The organism is Mucilaginibacter sp. (genome assembly GCF_964263795.1).
GTDB lineage: Bacteria > Bacteroidota > Bacteroidia > Sphingobacteriales > Sphingobacteriaceae > Mucilaginibacter.
On record NZ_CAXVWK010000079.1, the window covers coordinates 1 to 17,872 of the forward strand.

At 41.9% G+C, this 17,872-nt stretch carries 22 protein-coding genes; 7 read left to right on the forward strand and 15 right to left on the reverse strand.

Features of this window, described 5'->3' with window-relative positions:
* The 8 genes from ACE5CV_RS13335 to ACE5CV_RS13370 form a co-directional block, all read right to left on the reverse strand.
* Nucleotides 1-1,037, reverse strand: a 1,037-nt coding sequence (locus ACE5CV_RS13335; protein WP_374950676.1) for a TraG family conjugative transposon ATPase, incomplete at its 3' end; no start/stop codon positions are given.
* Nucleotides 1,038-1,072: 35 nt separating this feature from the next.
* On the reverse strand, nucleotides 1,073-3,154 hold the full coding sequence (mobC, locus tag ACE5CV_RS13340) for a conjugal transfer protein MobC (RefSeq protein WP_374950677.1): 2,082 nt from the start codon (nucleotides 3,152-3,154) through the stop codon (nucleotides 1,073-1,075).
* A complete protein-coding gene (locus ACE5CV_RS13345; RefSeq protein WP_374950678.1) occupies nucleotides 3,151-4,413 on the reverse strand; it encodes a relaxase/mobilization nuclease domain-containing protein in 1,263 nt (420 codons plus the stop codon). Before ACE5CV_RS13345 ends, mobC begins: the two co-directional genes overlap by 4 nt.
* Nucleotides 4,398-4,805: a mobilization protein gene (locus tag ACE5CV_RS13350; protein ID WP_374950679.1), complete on the reverse strand. Its 408-nt coding sequence runs from the start codon at nucleotides 4,803-4,805 to the stop codon at nucleotides 4,398-4,400. The genes ACE5CV_RS13345 and ACE5CV_RS13350 overlap by 16 nt, the downstream gene beginning before the upstream one ends.
* A gap of 179 nt (nucleotides 4,806-4,984) precedes the next feature.
* Complete coding sequence (locus ACE5CV_RS13355; RefSeq protein WP_374950680.1) at nucleotides 4,985-5,161, reverse strand: hypothetical protein; 177 nt, start codon at nucleotides 5,159-5,161, stop codon at nucleotides 4,985-4,987.
* A 73-nt stretch (nucleotides 5,162-5,234) separates the two neighbouring features.
* On the reverse strand, nucleotides 5,235-5,768 hold the full coding sequence (locus tag ACE5CV_RS13360) for a GIY-YIG nuclease family protein (RefSeq protein ID WP_374950681.1): 534 nt from the start codon (nucleotides 5,766-5,768) through the stop codon (nucleotides 5,235-5,237).
* Nucleotide 5,769: 1 nt separating this feature from the next.
* The gene (locus tag ACE5CV_RS13365; RefSeq protein WP_374950682.1) at nucleotides 5,770-6,801 is read right to left on the reverse strand and encodes a helix-turn-helix domain-containing protein; all 1,032 of its coding nucleotides are present in this window, start codon (nucleotides 6,799-6,801) and stop codon (nucleotides 5,770-5,772) included.
* 67 nt (nucleotides 6,802-6,868) lie between these two features.
* Nucleotides 6,869-8,041, reverse strand: coding sequence for a HEPN-associated N-terminal domain-containing protein (locus ACE5CV_RS13370; RefSeq protein WP_374950683.1), 1,173 nt, complete (start codon nucleotides 8,039-8,041; stop codon nucleotides 6,869-6,871).
* Between the two features lie 99 nt (nucleotides 8,042-8,140).
* Here ACE5CV_RS13370 and ACE5CV_RS13375 point away from each other — a divergent pair, with 99 nt between their 5' ends.
* The 3 genes from ACE5CV_RS13375 (at nucleotide 8,141) to ACE5CV_RS13385 (ending at nucleotide 11,269) form a co-directional block, all read left to right on the forward strand.
* Entirely contained in the window at nucleotides 8,141-8,302 is a 162-nt protein-coding gene (locus ACE5CV_RS13375) for a hypothetical protein (RefSeq protein ID WP_374950684.1), read from the forward strand.
* A gap of 3 nt (nucleotides 8,303-8,305) precedes the next feature.
* On the forward strand, nucleotides 8,306-9,874 hold the full coding sequence (locus ACE5CV_RS13380; RefSeq protein WP_374950685.1) for a recombinase family protein: 1,569 nt from the start codon (nucleotides 8,306-8,308) through the stop codon (nucleotides 9,872-9,874).
* 189 nt (nucleotides 9,875-10,063) lie between these two features.
* Nucleotides 10,064-11,269: a phage integrase SAM-like domain-containing protein gene (locus ACE5CV_RS13385; RefSeq protein ID WP_374950686.1), complete on the forward strand. Its 1,206-nt coding sequence runs from the start codon at nucleotides 10,064-10,066 to the stop codon at nucleotides 11,267-11,269.
* 9 nt (nucleotides 11,270-11,278) lie between these two features.
* Here ACE5CV_RS13385 and ACE5CV_RS13390 read toward each other — a convergent pair whose 3' ends face one another.
* The 3 genes from ACE5CV_RS13390 to ACE5CV_RS13400 form a co-directional block, all read right to left on the reverse strand.
* A complete protein-coding gene (locus ACE5CV_RS13390) occupies nucleotides 11,279-11,578 on the reverse strand; it encodes a HigA family addiction module antitoxin (protein WP_374950687.1) in 300 nt (99 codons plus the stop codon).
* A 12-nt stretch (nucleotides 11,579-11,590) separates the two neighbouring features.
* Entirely contained in the window at nucleotides 11,591-11,875 is a 285-nt protein-coding gene (locus ACE5CV_RS13395; protein WP_374950688.1) for a type II toxin-antitoxin system RelE/ParE family toxin, read from the reverse strand.
* Between the two features lie 76 nt (nucleotides 11,876-11,951).
* Nucleotides 11,952-12,452, reverse strand: a complete 501-nt coding sequence (locus ACE5CV_RS13400; RefSeq protein WP_374950689.1) for a JAB domain-containing protein — start codon at nucleotides 12,450-12,452, stop codon at nucleotides 11,952-11,954.
* 138 nt (nucleotides 12,453-12,590) lie between these two features.
* Between ACE5CV_RS13400 and ACE5CV_RS13405 the strand changes: the two genes are divergently transcribed.
* Complete coding sequence (locus ACE5CV_RS13405; RefSeq protein ID WP_374950690.1) at nucleotides 12,591-12,827, forward strand: hypothetical protein; 237 nt, start codon at nucleotides 12,591-12,593, stop codon at nucleotides 12,825-12,827.
* Between the two features lie 68 nt (nucleotides 12,828-12,895).
* On the opposite strand, the gene ACE5CV_RS13410 is transcribed toward ACE5CV_RS13405, so the two are convergent.
* Nucleotides 12,896-13,126 (reverse strand): helix-turn-helix domain-containing protein, encoded by a 231-nt coding sequence (locus ACE5CV_RS13410; protein ID WP_374950691.1) that lies wholly within the window; start codon nucleotides 13,124-13,126, stop codon nucleotides 12,896-12,898.
* A gap of 92 nt (nucleotides 13,127-13,218) precedes the next feature.
* Between ACE5CV_RS13410 and ACE5CV_RS13415 the strand changes: the two genes are divergently transcribed.
* Genes ACE5CV_RS13415 through ACE5CV_RS13425 form a run of 3 tightly spaced genes read left to right on the forward strand, consistent with a single transcriptional unit; the run spans nucleotide 13,219 to nucleotide 15,660 of the window.
* A complete protein-coding gene (locus ACE5CV_RS13415) occupies nucleotides 13,219-14,013 on the forward strand; it encodes a hypothetical protein (RefSeq protein ID WP_374950692.1) in 795 nt (264 codons plus the stop codon).
* 44 nt (nucleotides 14,014-14,057) lie between these two features.
* Nucleotides 14,058-14,498, forward strand: a complete 441-nt coding sequence (locus tag ACE5CV_RS13420) for a hypothetical protein (protein WP_374950693.1) — start codon at nucleotides 14,058-14,060, stop codon at nucleotides 14,496-14,498.
* 10 nt (nucleotides 14,499-14,508) lie between these two features.
* A complete protein-coding gene (locus tag ACE5CV_RS13425) occupies nucleotides 14,509-15,660 on the forward strand; it encodes a hypothetical protein (protein ID WP_374950694.1) in 1,152 nt (383 codons plus the stop codon).
* Between the two features lie 107 nt (nucleotides 15,661-15,767).
* Here the strand turns inward: ACE5CV_RS13425 and ACE5CV_RS13430 are convergent, their stop codons facing one another.
* The 3 genes from ACE5CV_RS13430 to ACE5CV_RS13440 all read right to left on the reverse strand — a co-directional run.
* Nucleotides 15,768-16,130: a hypothetical protein gene (locus ACE5CV_RS13430; RefSeq protein ID WP_374950695.1), complete on the reverse strand. Its 363-nt coding sequence runs from the start codon at nucleotides 16,128-16,130 to the stop codon at nucleotides 15,768-15,770.
* Nucleotides 16,131-16,323: 193 nt separating this feature from the next.
* Nucleotides 16,324-16,848 (reverse strand): hypothetical protein, encoded by a 525-nt coding sequence (locus tag ACE5CV_RS13435; RefSeq protein WP_374950696.1) that lies wholly within the window; start codon nucleotides 16,846-16,848, stop codon nucleotides 16,324-16,326.
* 44 nt (nucleotides 16,849-16,892) lie between these two features.
* Nucleotides 16,893-17,872, reverse strand: a 980-nt coding sequence (locus tag ACE5CV_RS13440) for a relaxase/mobilization nuclease domain-containing protein (protein ID WP_374950697.1), incomplete at its 5' end; no start/stop codon positions are given.

Consider the following 17,872-nt stretch of genomic DNA (forward strand, 5'->3'; position numbering starts at 1 on the left):
TTTTCGGTATCCAGCACATCGCCCCCGGCAATATAGAAAGGATTGAACCTGATCGGGTTTTCCTCGGAGTAGGTAAAATAATAGCCGCCTACCAGATCAGAGATCCCTTTATAACTGTGGCCGACATCGACAATGACCAGATGCGCCCCCTGCTCATAATAGGCCCTGACCAGGTGATTGGTGAAAAAACTTTTACCTGAACCCGACGGTCCGATGATAAACTTGTTGCGGTTGGTCGTCCAGCCTCGCTTCATCGGCTCATCCGATATGTCCACGTGTACGGGATAACCGGAATTCCGTTCACCCAGCCGGATGCCAAAAGGTGACAGGGAGCTGCGGTAGCTGGTTTCCATATTCAGAAAGCAACAGGCCTGTTCGGCAAACGTATCAAAGGTATCGTTCATGGGAAAATCACCCGCGTTTCCGGGGATACCTGCAAACCAGATCTGCGGCGCACCATCGGTTTCCTGTTTACAGACCGCATCCATCGAGGCCATTGCAGAGCCGACCTTGTTCTTCAGCAAAGCGGCCTCCTCATCGCTGTCCGCCCAGCAAAGCACATTGAAGTGGGCTTTAACCGGTAGCTTCCCGGTGGAAACCGCCTCGTTCAGAAAATCGTTGCAGGCATCGCGGGATACCGCATTCTCACGGGAATAAGCGGATAGCGATTGCAAGCGCAATTTTTTTGCTTCCAGCTGCTTGAGGGTCTGCTGCGCATCCCCGATAAAGATGTACTGTGAATAGATGTGGTTACAATCCAGGAACTGGCCCAGGGGCGAGGCAAAGCCGATGCTGTACTTGGTCTTATCGGTAGAATATCGGTCATAATTGATACGGCTGCCGCAAAATGCGGGCAGGTTTTCCGCATCGGACAGGGTATAAAGTTCCGCCCGTTTATCTCCGATACGGATACCGTCCTTCAAATGTACATCACGGATCACCGGCTGGCTTTCCGCACCTAAAAGGAACAGGTAACGTTCCAGCAAACCGGCCTTGTTAGCCGAACCGGTCAGCTCTTCATCGGTCAGGCGCGTCATGCCGTGCCGATAACAATGTTACTAAGCTAACCGTGTCATAATGATAGTCTTTGCTGAGGCGGGTCTTCATGATCTCTTTGTTTTTTTCGTCCGCCAGGCACTTTAGCACGCTGCCTACCTGTTCCCCGGGCAGCTTTTTCCGGCTTTTCCGTTTCGCTTTGTTTTGTCCGTTGATCTTCAATTTTTTTGCATTCAGCAATGACCAAGCGTTCCACATCTTTTTTGATGGCCTGATAGTTTTCGCTGATGTCTGTCGCGCTAACCTGCGCAATCACAGGTATATCTTTGTATCCTTTTTCTTCGCGTGCTATAGCCGCATGGTCGTTCTGTATCTCTCCATGAAAAACTTTAAGTTGTATCTTCTGATCGGGGTTATCAGCCACGATCCCCACGAACTCGCCGGAGGACAGAGAGGCGATCTTGCTCGCCGGTACGGCAAAATCCAGTTGGGTTGATCTTGAAATGGAGGTATCCGAACTGCTGATACTCCGGCTTTCCTTGTCCTGCAATATCTTTCCAAAACTCTCGGATAGCTTTTTGGCCGTGTCACCGGTGACCTGTCCGCTAATGATATTGCCAACAATACCTGTAATGACGTCCGCCTGTTCCCTGCCATAGTCCTTGCGCAGCTGGCTGAAGTCCTGAACCGCTAATGTGGTAGCGACCTTATTGCTCCGTGCTGTAGCGATCAGGCTATCCATATTATTGAAATAGATCGTCGGAAATTCATCAAATACCAAACTGCTTTTCTGCTGGCTTTTGCGGTTGACCAGTTTGATCATCCGTGAGATGTACAAGGATAGCACCGCGCCATAGGTTTGCAATTTCTGGGGATTGTTGCCCACACAGATGATCTTGGGGTTTTCAGGATCGTTGATGTCCAGCGTGAAATTATTTCCTGATAAAACATAATACAGTGATGGCGAGGCCAGCCTTGCCAAACCGATCTTAGCACTTGCGATCTGTCCCTCCAGTTGTGCCTGCGCATCGTTCTGCCATGCAGAAATAAACGGATTGATCAACACCTGTATTTCAGGCTGCTGTTGCAGGATGGCGAAAAGACGGTCATAGTCCATTTGCATCAGCTCAATGACGTGCGGCAGGGTGCAATACTTCCCGTTTTCGTACTTACGCAAATACCAGATGACAGCCGTCAAAAAATTGATCGGACTTTCCACGAAGAAATCGCCCTGCTTTTTTATCCATTCCCGGTTTAAACCCATCATAATGGTACGGCTCGCCTCGGTCGCGTCCGTAAGGTCGTCCATACTTTCGGGATGGAGAGGATTACAACGGTGCGTACGACTGAGGTCGTCAAAATTGATGATGTAAAAGGCAGGTACTTTTTTGTAGTGCTTTTTATACTGCAACAACTTATTGTAAGCGATCCGGGTGAGATCATCGTACTTAAAATCATAAATGAACATGGTAAAACCCTTGCGGATATGCTGGTCAATGATGTGGCGGATGACAAAATAACTTTTTCCGGCTCCCGGTGTCCCTGCAACCAGCAGGCCGCGAAAAGGATTAATCACGTTGATCCAGCTTTCCCTGACCTTTCCCTTCAGCCGGTATTTTGCCGGGAGGTTGATGCTGTACTCGTTGTCCAGGTACCGTTCCTCCTGCGGGAATGTTTCATTTTCTGAGTTGAACACATCGGTATTCAGTTTGCTTTTGATGAGCCTTGACAACCTGACGCCGCCGTTAAGGATCAGCAGGTAGCCTGTCGCCGTTAAGCTTATGTACAGGATTGCCGCTGTGGTATGACCGTTGTGCAGGTATAAAACCAAAAAAGACAGGCCGTAGACCAGCAGCCCTATAACCAGCCACGCCGCTATGTTTCGCCGGTTTGCTTTTTCATCCTTGCGGCCTTTTGCTCCAAGCAGTGATACGGCAAGAAATAGCAGTGCCACCAGTTTGGGTTGGACTGTACCGTTCAGCCAACCGATTTTTGCGATATTGCTAACCAGCCTGTCGGTGATTGCCGCCGTGATGCCCCACTGCTGAAAAGCCAGGTAGCAGGTCAAGTAAAAATGTATAGCCAAAACAAAAATGCTGATCAGGCGGCTAAAGTCGATGATCTTGCGCAGGCCCTGCGCGTCTTCTCCTGTATTCATAATGTCAATTGATTATCTTGTTGAACTTGTTTTCCTTTTTTGCGCTTCCTTCGTGTTTTCGGTACACCGGTCGATTGTTCAGGATCGGTTCGCGCCAATACCATTTCCAAGAAGTTGGTCGGCTCCGGTGCTTTTAAATAGGTTGGTGCCTGCGGACTTGTCATTTGCGACGGCACTTTTCCGGTCGCTTGCTTTACTGTCGTACTTTGTAAGTGCGTCGACTGGCGCAATTTTTCTTCTATCGCCTTTGCACTGTAAGCCTTAGCAAGATCACTGCCGTTAAAGACGGTTTTGTTTCGTTGGTCGATATAGGTAATACCATAAAGACGACCGTTTTCGCTTCTCCTGAACACGGGCCGGATGCCACGCTTAACCAGTTCCATTTCCAACGGCCCCGCACTTGCGTGATTAGCCCGGTTCAGTACCGAATGCAGGGTTTTTATGAGGGCATCTTTATATTTTTTTCGTTTTTCCCGGTTTGGGGTAAACTTTTTTTCAATGTTGTTCAGTGTCGGTTTGCTATAGATACTGCTCGCTTTTACCGGAATACCAACAGCTTTTCCCTGATTGTCAAGAATGGCATATTGCAGCCCCCTTTTTTCAAACATCCTGGTATCCTCAGCGCCACGGTCTGCCAGGATGCCAAACCCCTGCAAAACCGCTTTGTATTCTGCGAAAGAAGTGAAGGCATATTCCCACGCAACCCTGGTAACGATGTTACTGATGACTTGCCTGGTCGGCTTTTCTCCATACTTAGCAACATTGACCGATTGATCTTGCTGCATTTGGCGGCCTTCTGCTTTAACCAGGCCGTATTTTTTTTCCAGTTCTTTCCTTGCCGGTTCTGAAAGCCGGTAACCGATACCGTGGATATCGATTCGCTGGCCATCACGCCGGATATTGGTGGTTGCGATATGAACATGTGGATGATGCGCATCTTCGTGCCGATATACCAGGAAAGGCTGATCGCCGAAACCGATGCGTTCCATGTATTCCGTTGCGATTTTTTGTAGCCGTACGTTGTCGAGTTTATCCGATGCGTCGAAATTCAAGGAGATGTGCAGGGCATTGGTTTTGACTTTTGCATTCAGGTCAGTAAGGTGTTTAAAACGGTTCAGCTTTTGAACTAAGCTCATTTTGTCAATGTCGCCAGCAAAGCCGCTGGCCAGTATAAGCTGGGCTGTGCCAGCCTGGACTTTATCCTCGTTGTAATGAAGGATGCCGCGCATTCCCTTCCCGCTCTCTATTTTTGCAACCATTTTTCTGCAAGTTTTCCGACGAGTACCAATAGGCTATCCACTTTGCCATCTACCTGTTTATACAGCGCTGCCGTCTGCTGGACATAATAGGCGCGTTCATTGGCATGGGCACTGATATGGAAGTGATGGGTCTGCTGGTTGATGTTGATGCCGATGGCTTTGAGTTCTTTTCTGATCAGTGCCAGCTCTTCCATTGGCCCGTTCATCGTGGCATCCTTATGAAAGACGTTTAGCTTTTCATTGGAAAGTATTTTGCGGGCCACCTCGGCAACGGTTCTATAGCTACTGTTTTCAGCAAGCTTTTCCAGTCGCTGAAAAGTCGCCTCATTCACCCGAATGATGATCGAGTAACTCAACCGCTGTTTATCATCTTTTAGTTTTGGTCTTGACATACACTTTATTATTCTTCAGGGCATACGAGTTCCGAGTATGCCCCCTGACCGCAAGGGCAGCAAGATGTTTTTGCATGCAAAAATCCATCTTGCTGCGAACCCGCGTTTGCCAAAAAGCTCCCTTAAAACATCGCTGCTGCACTTCATTTATCTCCTAATTAATGGTGGGTGAAATGGCGTTACACGCCAGGGCTGTAACCCGTCTCAGGATGCAGTTCTGCGATCAGCAAAGAGATGGATGCCCGAAGCCGCTGGCGCAACTTCTTGCGCGGATAGGGTTTTACCTTTTTGAGTTTGAGGTAGGGAGTGCCGTTATACTTGCGTCCTTTTACCTGCGGGTTGAGTTGTCCTTTCATGGCTGTTGTATTTTTTTACAGCCAAAGGTGGGCAGGTAAGTTTTGCGGTTATGGGGAGTAAGGTAGGGTGTCCCTAACTTTTATCATTTCTTAATGAGGAAAGGTACTTGCGAAAGGCTATATTTTCGCTGCTGTAGTTTTTCTTAAGGTTGAGGGGCGGGTTAAACTGTAAAATGAGTTTATCTTCGTCCAAGCTATAATTCAAATTTTCGGCGTAGTAAAGAATTAGGTTATTTATCATCCAGTCAGACAATAGCATTTCATTGTGAAGTTCAAATTTGGTTTTGTTATTCATTACCTTGTCACGGGGTATCTGTTTGAAACCCATAATAACTCCCAAGCTTTTGCGTAATGTAGATTGCCCAGCATTACATTTTGTGAAATGCTGTTTATAATCTCGCGTTAAAAGACATTTGCTTGCAATCCCTGTATAAATTACCTTTTTTCCTTCAAACGTAGTAAATAACGGAGCGATTTTACAGGCTGGGAATTCAATATGATTCTTGAGGCATATCAAATAATTGCCCATTTTCTTATGAAGATTTTTGGAGTCATCTTTTTGAGGATCGAAAGTCTTCCAAGTCAATTTAGTAGCTGAAGCATGCATCTTAGTTACTGGGAGCACGCCCCAAGGCACTTTGCAAGGTGCTTTCTCGCGTTGTTCCGAGCTGTTCTTGTCGCTCAGCAAATAATTTATTCTCTTTCATTTCCACAATCATCGGAAGTGTGTTTGCTGGATTACCCAAATCTATATTACCAAGGTTAATAGTGTAATCAGATGCTTTTGCGGGTGAATGCTTTCCTGTGTATGTCAAAGAAATGCGTACTATATTATTGCTTTGAGCCAACTCTTGTGTTGTGAGTATTATCGTATCAGTATGATTATGTACTAGGCCAAAATGTAGCATACCGATATCTTGTACATGGTTATATGGGTCTTGATTTCCCATGCGACTTTGAAACACACCAGGAACAGTAAGAAGTCGGATTTTAATGTTTTCCTCATTTTGTAATTGGGAAAAATTAAATAAAAAAATTCTGACGGTTAAATAGTAGCGAGATGGATTTTGTATTAATCCAGCTTTTTCAATTTTCAGGTATCCTTCAATGTTAGGATATGTTATTCTTCTGAATAATGCTTCTATAAAATAATGGGGAGCCGGCTTGGTTTGTCCGTCCAATCTTACAAAATAGGTATTATCAAATTGATGGGGCTTATAAGGACTTGATTGTACCTCAATAATATAGATATTTTCAGCGGGGGAATTTTGCAAGACCGACACCTTTATTCCGGTCGGAAGCGGTGTTATACTGTCAGATATTTTATTTATCATCCAGTCTTTTTCTTTGTAGTCAGGAACTGGGGCAAGTGCCCCAATAAACTTTTTCTCGTTAGTTGCCTGATCAACAGTTCCGAGTGGAGCTCCCCAAACTACAATACCTCCATCAGAATTTAAAAGGCCGCATATAGCCCTTATGATTCCTTTAATGTTTTGATTGAAGTTGCCGAACTGTGGTGAGTAAGCCTTAAATTCTACGGTATTGCTTTCCCCGTGATCTGTCGTAAAGAAATTGGTTACGTCTGCATATGATAAATCAGTTAACGATTTTCCAAAAATACTCAGTGAAAGGTCAGCCATTGGTATAGGTTTAAAGCTATAATTTGTCTGTAAGTTAAAAATAATCAAACTTAATCAAAAGAGTATTCTAAATTCTTTTTGTTGTCAGGCTTTTAGCAGAGAGGTCAAGATTTTCTAGGCTTTCCTCATGATCGAAAAATAGAACGCAAGCACGACCACCTCGATTTTTAGAAGACGGATAAATAATGCCATCTAGCCCTCGAAATTTTCGCGTGGTAAAAGTATAGCGAAAGTATTCAGTCACAACCTGGGTAGGTACATACTCGATATGTATTCGACCATCCTTTTCTACACCTTGTGTCAAGTCGTCAATGAACGCATTTAGAAAGCTAATTAAATAGTATTTTCCCCAAAGTCGCTGTTCCAATTTATTGGGAACCGGTGGGCATTTGCTAAGGTCAAGAATATTTAAATCTCTCTTTGTAGAAAATACACCATAAGTATAGTTGCGGTTTTTTGTGTCAGTCAGGTTAATGGTTTCATTCAATGCAGTTTCCAGTTCAAATGCGCCATAAAACATTGATATACCTGCCGGGCTCATACGGTTAGGGTGAATTGCATGTTCAGTTGGAGGAGAGCATAATTGAGTGAAACTATTAATAGGTTCTTTAATAGGATGCTGCCTGCATCTATAAAAGTTAGTTCCTTTTGGCAAGGTTTGAATGAGCTTAAATTTCCTGACTATCTTATCTATATGTTTTAAAATATCATATGCATTGAGTTCGTAATAATCAGTTCTAAAATTTAATGTGGTCGAGAAAAAATACCTACTTTTATTTTTAACAACCTCCTTGAAATAATTCCAGTGCTCAAGGCGAATCTCGCCCTCATGATTATAATATTCAAATTCATTTGACCATGGTTTATTGTCATCAAGGCTATCGTAAATATCATTAAACAGTTTATTGCTGTCGGCATCTATTTCCAAATCTTCCTGCAAAATTTCATTTGCACTGTACACATTTCCAAGGTAACCGCCTTCAGCTGATTCATAGCTCATGAAATTTGCTGGATCAGTATAAAATTGACTTACAGCTTCCATAATATATTCAACAATGCTTTCAAGTTCCAAGACAATTTTTTTTCTATTGCAGTAATCACAAATGCCCCTCGATCCCGTACGGTTAATAAACATTTTGATCGGTGATTGATTTATGTGATCTGCGCATACCATCGTTTCAGGCACATTTGAAAAACCCTTTTGCCAAGCTTCCTCGGCCGCTTCCATTACCATGCTCATAACTGTTTTTTATAAGTTTATATTGGGGTACTCCCTTTTATACTCCCCTAAGTTCGGAATAATCTTTATAGACTATTGTATTTAAAAAATGAGATGCCTATGAACTTCGTTGATCCAAAAAGCAGGAAAGTAACACCCGAAATGGTGATTACGAAACTTAAAGAACATGGTCAAACCGTTACCAAAGCAGAAGCGAAAATAATTTTGGATTTTATGTATAAAATTGCTATATTATCTGTAAATCAATATGTTAAGTTATAATTCATGAGAACAGCCGATTTATATATAAGAGTTAGTACAGATGAGCAAGCTGATAAAGGGTATTCGCAACGCGACCAGGAAGATCGTCTAAGAAAATACTGTGAAACCAATTACATTGAGATTCGGAAGGTAATTTTTGAAGATCATTCAGCAAAAACTTTTAAGCGGCCGGAATGGCAAAAATTGCTGGTTGACCTTAAAAAAACTAAAGGAAGATATACTGACCTAATCGTATTCACTAAATGGGACAGGTTTAGCCGAAACGCTAGTGATGCTTATCAGATGATTGCCACCTTGCGTGATTTGGGAATAGAACCACAGGCAGTTGAACAACCACTTAATATGGAAATTCCTGAAAGTAAGATCATGCTGGCATTTTATCTGGCAACTCCGGAAGTAGAGAATGATCGCAGGGCACTCAATGTTAAACAGGGGATGAGACGGGCAAGGAAGGAAGGCAGATACATGGGGCGGGCTCCGTACGGTTACGACAACAAAACTAGAGACAATGGTACCAAATATATTGTTCTTAACCCTGTTGAAGCACCTCAAATGCAATGGATATTCAAAACAATTGCTGAAGGTGTATTTGCACCTGATCAGGTAAGGCAAATGGTGAATGAAAAAGGGTTAAAAATTAGCAGGTCGAATTTTTACCGAGAAATAAGGAACCCTGTTTATTGCGGTAAAATCGTAGTAAAGGAATATAAAGACGAGGACGAACAATGGGTTGAGGGTTTGCATGAGCCGTTGATTTCCGAAGGATTATTTCAGGAGGTACAGGATGTACTGTCCGGTAGAAAGATAAATCTCCGTTTACAGGGGGTGAAATTACAGGAGGCTTTGCCACTCAAAGGAATTATCACTTGTGAAACATGCGACCGTAAATTAACAGCTAGTGCATCTAAAGGTAGGAATGGCGTTTATTATTACTACCACGCTCAACATATATACGGTTGTGGTTGCCGGTATAAGGCAGACATTATGAATGAGAATATGGCCGATGAGCTTAAAAAGTTTGTGCCAAAAGAGGGGATGGAAGAAATTTATAAAGAGGTAGCGCTAGACGTGTATAAGAAGTTCAAAGGTGCTACGCACACAGGTAGAAAAGAAATCGTTGCCGAAATTGAAAGCTTAAATACTAAACTTTCAAAAGCAAGGGATATGGTTTTCGATGATAAGTTAGATCCTGACGATTTTAGAAAAATAAAAAGAGAGTGTGAGGATAGGATCAAAAGATTAGAACTTTCACTGGCAGAGGCAAAAGGACACAACTCTAATATTTTAAGCATAGACAGAATGATTTCCCAAGCCATAAACGCCCTTAATCAACTCAGAAAGCTATATTTAAGCTGCGATGTGCTCAAAAAAAGGGAAATTCTAGGTTCGATATTTCGCGAAAACATACGATTTGACGGAACGAATTATCGAACCACAAGATTGAACGAAGGGGCTGAACTTATCTACTTGATTACTAAGGAATTGAAGGGAAATAAAAACGGGAAGCAACGTCTGTCTGAACGTGCTTCCCGTCAAGTACTCAGAGCGGGAATCGAACCCGCACTCCTTTAACGGGAACAGGATTTTAAGTCTTGAACATATTGAAACCTGATAATTTAAAATAGCCTTTAATGGCCTTTTAACGCATATTTGGCTTCATTAAAGAACATTAAAAACCATTAAAAATCATAATTTGTTGTCCTATTGTTGTCCTCGTTTCAGATAAATTCCGTATATTTATGATATCAAATTTAAGAAATAATGGCATCAGTAAAGGCGGTTCTTCGCCAAAACAAAAAATCAGACGGTACATTTCCGCTCGTTATCAGAATAACTAAAGACCGCAAAACAACCTATATATCCCTTAACCATTATTTTCATTTAAAAGACTGGGATGAAAAGTCACAGAAGGTAAAAAAATCTTATCCGAATGCTGCGAGATTAAATAATATGATCGCTAAAAAGCTATCAGAAACCAACGGAAAACTGATTGAGTTGGAAACCAACAATACCGATACATCCTCGCGGGCAATTGGTAAAGCTGTACAATCAGCAAAAGAAGGTACGTTTTTAAAACAGGCCGCTCTTTATATCCAACAATTAAAGGTCAATGGCAAAGGCAATCAGCTTTCTGCTGATACTTCCCGCGTGGAACGGTTTAAAGAGTTCCTGGAAGGTTCTGATATCAATTTCTCTGAAATTGATGTGCCGCTTTTAAAGAAGTTTCAATCCTATCTGAAAGGCACCCGTACCATTACAGAGCGGACAGTGGTTAATCACTTGGTGGTGATCCGCACCATTTACAACCAGGCCATTGAAAACAATCTTGTTGATCGCAAATTTTATCCATTCGGTAAAGGTAAGATCAAGATCAAATTCCCTGAATCTTTGAAAATTGGTTTGAGCGCAGAGGATGTTAAAGCCATTGAAACCGCCAAAGTGGGCTTTCATCCTAACCATGCACGCAATTTATGGTTGTTTTCCTTTTACTTGGCAGGCATGCGTATATCAGATGTGATGCGTATGAAATGGGCTGATATTCAAAATGGCCGTTTGTATTATAAAATGAATAAGAACGCCAAGGCGGATTCCCTAAAAATACCAGAAAAGGCTCTGGCAATTATTGAGCAATATCGCAGGGAAAAACCTGGACATGATTTGGTTTTTCCTGACCTGGAATCCTTGCCTGATCTAAATGATGAAATAGAGGTTCAAACCCGTATCAAAACCCGTGTGCGTAAAAATAACGAACAATTACAAAAGGTGTTAGAGGAAGCAAAAGTTACGAAGAAGGTTACCATGCACATTGCCAGGCACAGCTTTGGTAATATCTCCGGCAGCAAAATATCTGTGCAGATGCTGCAAAAGTTCTATCGTCATACGTCGATAACAACAACGATGGGCTACCAGGCTAATTTCATTCACGAGAATGAAGATGCAGCATTGGATAGTGTGGTTTCATTTTAAGACTGGCTATTATATTGATTGCTGGTGATGAAAGGGCTTTAAGTTAAGTCCTTTCGTTTTAATAGCGGCTAAGTGCAGATTGAATTTCGTCTGCATATTTGCCCATATGTCAGCCGTGCCACCGAATACTTTTGCAATCCTAAACGACATCTCCGGCGTAATGTCGGATTTTTCGTTAATTATTTTGTGCAACGTCACACGCGAGACACCAAGCATCTTGGCGGCTTCGGTTACCGTTAATTCATTCGCAGTGATAACTTCCTCACGTAAAATTTCACCAGGGTGAATGTGTCTCATTTCTCTTGCCATTTCTATTTCTCCTTAATGATAATCAATGTAGTCAAGATCAAACGCGTGCTGGCCATCAAAGCGAAAGATTATTCGATAATTCTTGTTTACCTTAAGTCTCCAAAAATCTTTCAACTCGCCGGAAAGCTTGTGAATATTCCAGTTTTGAAATGCCCCAAAGTCTTCCGGTACCAGTTGCGCAGAATCAATTATATCCAGCATTCGTTCAATTCGGCTGATCTGGTCAGCGGGAAGCTTGCTGCTCTTGCCTTGCTCCCATAGCAACCGAAGCCCTTTATGCTTGAAACCCTGAATCATAACTAATTGTAAACTGTAAATTTACACTTGTCAACAAGAAAAAACAACTGATTGATTATTTTTCTTTTCATGGCAATTAAAATGGCGGCTGTACTTCTAAGCTAAATGAATTTCCACGCCTTATCTTGTGATAGGCCATTTCTTCAACAATAGAATAATAGCCCCCACTGGTTATTATGAGGCTATCCAACAATTCGATTTCCAATAACTTCCCTGCATCTTTTAAACGATGCGTGATTTGTTTATCAGCCGCGCTTGGCAGTAAGTTTCCCGATGGATGATTGTGCGCTAAGATGATTGCGCTGGCATTTGCCTTAAGCGCTGTAACAAATACTAAACGCGGATCAACCACTGTTCCGGCGATACCGCCTGTAGATAAATTGCAAATACCTAAAACGCGATTTGCTCTGTTAAGCAGGATAATTTTTGATTGTTCAAGTAAATCAAGCTTATTGGCATCCCACTGGTTGATCAATATATTATAGGCATCCAATCCCTTTATAACCTTCGGCCTTATATTGATATCGCCCTGGTGTTTATAGCTGATTTCGATTTCTGCAACTTGATAAAAGTCCATCTGAACCCCACTATTGTAAAAGGATTTTATTCCTATTACAAATGGGCCGATTTGTCAACTGTGTTTTGATAAAAGCAAATAATTGTTGCTATTAGCCTTTCTGATGATTATAACAATGCCATAATATTGAGAAATATCATGGCAGAAAAAAAATATCTAAATAAATATCAGATTACTGCTTTATGGATAGCAACGGCATGTCAGGTAGTAGGACTTTCTTTGTTGGCTTACTCAGATAATCAAAACTCCGATCGTATGACAGCAATTACAAAAAAACTTAAACAAATGGATTCTACATTCAAAGCAGATTCGGTTTTGATAATGTCTGATACAGTGAAGTCGAAGAAAACCGTTCAATTCCCTGTATTACAATAAGATTAGTACCCAGGGGTGTAAAATGGGAGTCTAAAACGTATTCTCGTTATTTCGCGTATGGCTGCTTCTTAAAGGTTTTTTTTCAGCAGTTCAACTGCATCCAATTCTAGTGCTTTCGCAATTACGAGTATCGTGGAAAGCCTTGGATCACTTCTGCCTATTTCGATACGAGCAATTTGAGATTTTTCTATTTCAGCAACATTTGCCAATTGCTGCATAGACAGCTTTTTTGCCTCTCTTGCCTTGCGAAGGTTCTGCCCGAAAAATTTAATATCAATATTCTTAGACTGTTCGGCCATGTCCAAAAATGGAATTGAAATGCAAATTAATTGTAGGCATTTTTGCCTACAATTAATTATTGTTTGGTAGATTTGTATAAACAATAAATTCTATGAAACATTATCTACTCTGCACGACTATCTTTATTTGCCTGATAGTCAACCAATCATTGGCGCAATCAAAATCTAAAAAGCAAGCCGTTTCAGCAAGTGACCTAATTACCAACTCCACTGTTGTTTCACTACATCAAGCGGGGTTGGACGATGATTTAATTATCTCAAAACTGCAAGGCGGACAGGCAAAATTTGATTTATCAGCAGCAAAATTAATTGATCTTAAAAATGCAGGCATTAGCAATGGTGTAATAAAAGCCATGTTTGAGAAAAACAGTGGCGGCACAGTATCTAAAAGCGTATCTGCTGTATCAACTCCCAAAACTAAGAGCCAGCCTGTTATGGCGCTGGATTTAATTAATCAGCTTTACGCTTATAACAAAACCAGCGAAGCATTAGTGCCACTGGAAAAAGGTACGGCAACGCTAAGTACTAAATATGGCTTCAACGGTATAAGGCGTGTTTACTCAATCAACGGAGATAAATCGCCGATAAGGATCAAAGCAACCGATTCTGTGCAGTTTCTTATTAATACTGGCGGTGGCTCGATGCCTGAACTTAACTTGTATCTGCTTAAAGCTGATAAAAAATCACGTGGAGCCGCTTCCGAAAAAATGGGCTTTGGCGGAACAAAGGCTGGACAGGAAGTAATAACTTATAGCGTTCAATCATTGAAGCCAGGTGTTTATCAGTTAACACCATCCCAAAAACTGCTACCTGGCGAATATTATTACTCAACCAAGCCAAGCCTCAATGTTAGTTCCATTGAAGTTTTTGCTTTTGGAATTGATTAAGCACTCGTCGCAAAAAACTAATTACAATAAATATTTCAATAAAAATGAAAAAACTCTCTTACATCGCAAAAACCGTTTTACTGGTCTTTATTGGCAGCATTTTTTTTATTAGCTCATGCAAGAAAAAAGATGAATCGTCCATTTCATCGGGCGGCTGTCCGAATGTAACGGGTGGCATTGGGGGCAATATTGGTAAAAAGATAACTTTTTACACTACAAAGGACTTTGCTTGTGGCTCTGTAACCTTGACAGGGATAACCCTAAATAAGGACGGAAGTAATGTGTCTCACAGTTTGCAAAGCAATTCAAGATCAATGACAAAATTTTATACAGTCAAACCTCCTTGTGGTAGTGACGGAACAGTAAGTGTTATTGTCAATAAAGGCTATGATTACACCTACACGTTCCAATGTTCGTCAAGAACATTTACGGGTACATTTTATGCTGAATGTGGGGATGACTGCATGTTAGTGGAAGTAAAATAAACTATATCATATGAAAAAAATTAAACTATTCTTTGTGCTGCCAATAGCCTTGTTTTCATGTAGTAAAAACACACCTGTTCCATCAACAGGCAGCACAACCGGTGGAACAACAGGCGGCACGACAGGCGGGAGCAACATCGTTACGACAGGTAATTCAACAAGCTATAATGGCTACGTTGTTAAAACGATTGCTGTCAGTCGTATTTTATTAAATGTCGATGACAATGATAAACTGACTGTTGTTCAGCTATATGGGGGTGGCAATAAAGTTATTTTCAAACCCGGTATAGGCACTGGTACTACGGCTGAATTAGTGAATGCCGGTAATTACGCAACCTTGCCCGATGGCTTTGGACCTGATGGCTTCGTTTCGGTGAATAGAGCTGTAATAGACAATGGGAAAGTTGCAGACACAGCGGCCACAGGCTTCTGTTTTAAAATTAAAGGGTTTGATAAATCCAAGACGGGGTATAACCAACTAAATATTGTGATGGCTGACATGGTACGGGCTAAAACTCCTGGAACAGCGGGTTTTTTCACGAATGTCACTTATATTGGCTATAACTTTAATAGAAAAAACAATGATTACAAAGGTGATTTTTTCAATCGTTTCTTTACCGGCAACATTAACGTTGTCGATGTACAAATGGCTGCCCCATTAGCAAACAATCCATACATTGTCGAAGACCAAGTTGTTTACATGAACACGGGTTCAACCACAGTCGGCACTTCATCGACTACTAATAGCTTAACAAGCAATACTTTCCTTAGTTACTTTAGAGATACACCGCTGGATAATTTTTCTTTTGGTGGCCCATTAAAGTTTCAATGGGTAAATGCAAATTCCGGCACTGTTACAAAATATTCCGCTGATTTTTATTACTTAGGCTTTCCTAATATCAAAAACGGTGATGAAGTTGTGGAACCGAGTGATACCACCAGCAAAGTTTTTTTACGCGTCAGCGGGTTCAATGCATCAGTTACTGGCTATAATCAATTACGATTATTTATTGCTAAAAGACCGACTATTTATGATGGCACTGTTCATTTAATTTACAGTCCTAAACTTAGTGCTACCCCAACATTTGAAGCCGCTAAAAGCGCTTTTACTTCACAGACACTTTATTGCGTTGAGGGTGCGCCAGTTGTTCCTCATTATTAAATCAGCCAATTATTTGCGGCTTTATTGACGTGTTAATTTACCCAATTAAAAAGAATGATAACGACAATCAAATTAGCCTCCGGTTTAAAAACCAGAGGCTATTTATTTTAAATTTTTGACGTTGGTTGCGTGATGCCATCAATCTCAGCGGCGTTTCTAATATATTCAAGATCTTCTTGATGAAGTTCTTCTTGTGTGTATTCGGAAATAATATCCTCTAAAAATCCTTCAATGCCACTATAAGGCAAGTTGTGGTAAATTTCTAATCTGCTCTCGTTTAGCATTGCAACCTGGTACTCATTGTTGGTTAAGAATACATAGCCGCTGTTTTTGTTCAAAGCCGGTTTTACACCATCATTATCAAAGCCGTTGGGTAAACCGCTTTTAATCCATGCTGACAAAATTTCCTGCAAAGTTTTAATTTCAGAAAATCCAAATTCGGCAAAATTTTCAGTGTAATAATTGGTCATTGTATTTCTCCTGTGTTGGTTAGTGATTACAGGGGATGACTAACCGGAGTTTAAATGAACGAAGCTGGCTGTTATTTTGGATGGGCGGGTGAATGCCTTTGGCAGAGGAAAATAATAGTTAGTGCCGGGCGTGGCTCAGGTAAATCTCCTTTCGTAATTATTGACTTATTTAACAGGTGATATCCAATATCACTTATCTACCGCGTTTTTTGTTCAATTTATGTTCTTGAATGGCTTTTTGTTGTGCGATAATTTTCTGTAGCTCCTGCTGACTAGGTAAATCTGATTTCTTAGGTGGAAGTGGCTTTTTCTCTTGGCTGGCTGTCTTACTACCAGCGCGTGAGTTTTTAAGTTTATCAAGCATCGCTTTTTGATTGTCATTCATCTGCTCGGCATTCTTGTCCGCCGGGGAAATTTTTCTGGCTGATAAGGGTCTTGGTGTAGAAATGGCTTTGCCAACTATTGCCTCACGCTGGGCAATATGATTGTGTTGCAATTCCTGATAACGCAATCCGGTATCCTGCGCCCATTCCTGGTTATGATCTTCTATTTGCTTGTCAATGCGCTGTTGAATATGTTCGGGCAACTGTTCTTTACTGCCAAAGGCTGCAATAAATTCCTGTTGCTCCTGTTGCAGCCTATCCCAAACCTGTTGCCGGATTTCTTGGTATTGTTTTAATTCGCGCTCCTGCTGCGCATATAATTCCGGCAAACTCATAACGGGTCGTTTATTAGTGCCTAAGATAGGTAATTGACCCAAAACTAACGATGCCGTTTCCTGGTCAAATTGCGCTGCCTGATACGCTCTTGCTCTGCCATGATCTTTTGCATTTCCAATTCATGTTCGGATGGCTGGCTTTTGCCGCTTAAATCGTTATCGGCAAATTGCTTAGCAATAGCTTCCTTACGCTGCCGATCTTTATTTAGTGTGCTTGCTTCGGCTTTAACCGCTGGCGCAATATTTTCTTCCTCTATCTTAAATGCTGCGAAAACTTGTTCTTGTTTTCGCTTATCAACAGCAGATTTATTTTCTTGTACGGTATCAGTGCGGTTCACCGCGAATTCCGAAGCGTTCGTTTCTGCGACGGTGGGTGCGGCTGCTGGCTTATGTTCCGTTTTCTGTTTATCGCGTTTGCCGCCGCTTTCTACGGTTTCCTTACGCATCAGGTCGATAGCCTGTTTATCCAGGATCAGTTTTTCGTGGCGCAGGCGTTCCCTTACATCTTTGGTCTTTGCGCCGTCAATCTGCCGTACCAGGTCAAAGCTTCGCCCGTTACCGTCCACAATCATAAATGGACGACTACCGGAGCCTGCGGCAACCATATAACCAGACTTACGCACTTCGGCCATAAATGCTTTACCGGTCGATGTGCGGTTCCAAATCTCTGTAACGGTTTCTTTAATTTCGTTTTTGTGCGGGTTGCGGCGGTTGGTTGCCTTATGGCCTAATGCCTGTTCAATCTTTGGCCTTGCTGCATCCACCTTGTAGCGGCTTTGCTTGTTATCAATCATTTTGCCGCTTTCATGATTATAGCGTTCCCATATCACATGTGCATGAGTGCGACCTTTCTTGGTGTGCAGCACAATAATCCTGCGCTGATCCGCATATCCTGTTTCAGCGGCCAGGATATCAGCCGCCTGATACCAGTCTTCCCGCGTCATGGCTTTATCTTCACCATAAGCGGGACTCATCTGTACGTTAAAGAAAGCCTTGTTGGTTCTGGTCAATTCGCTATTAAGCT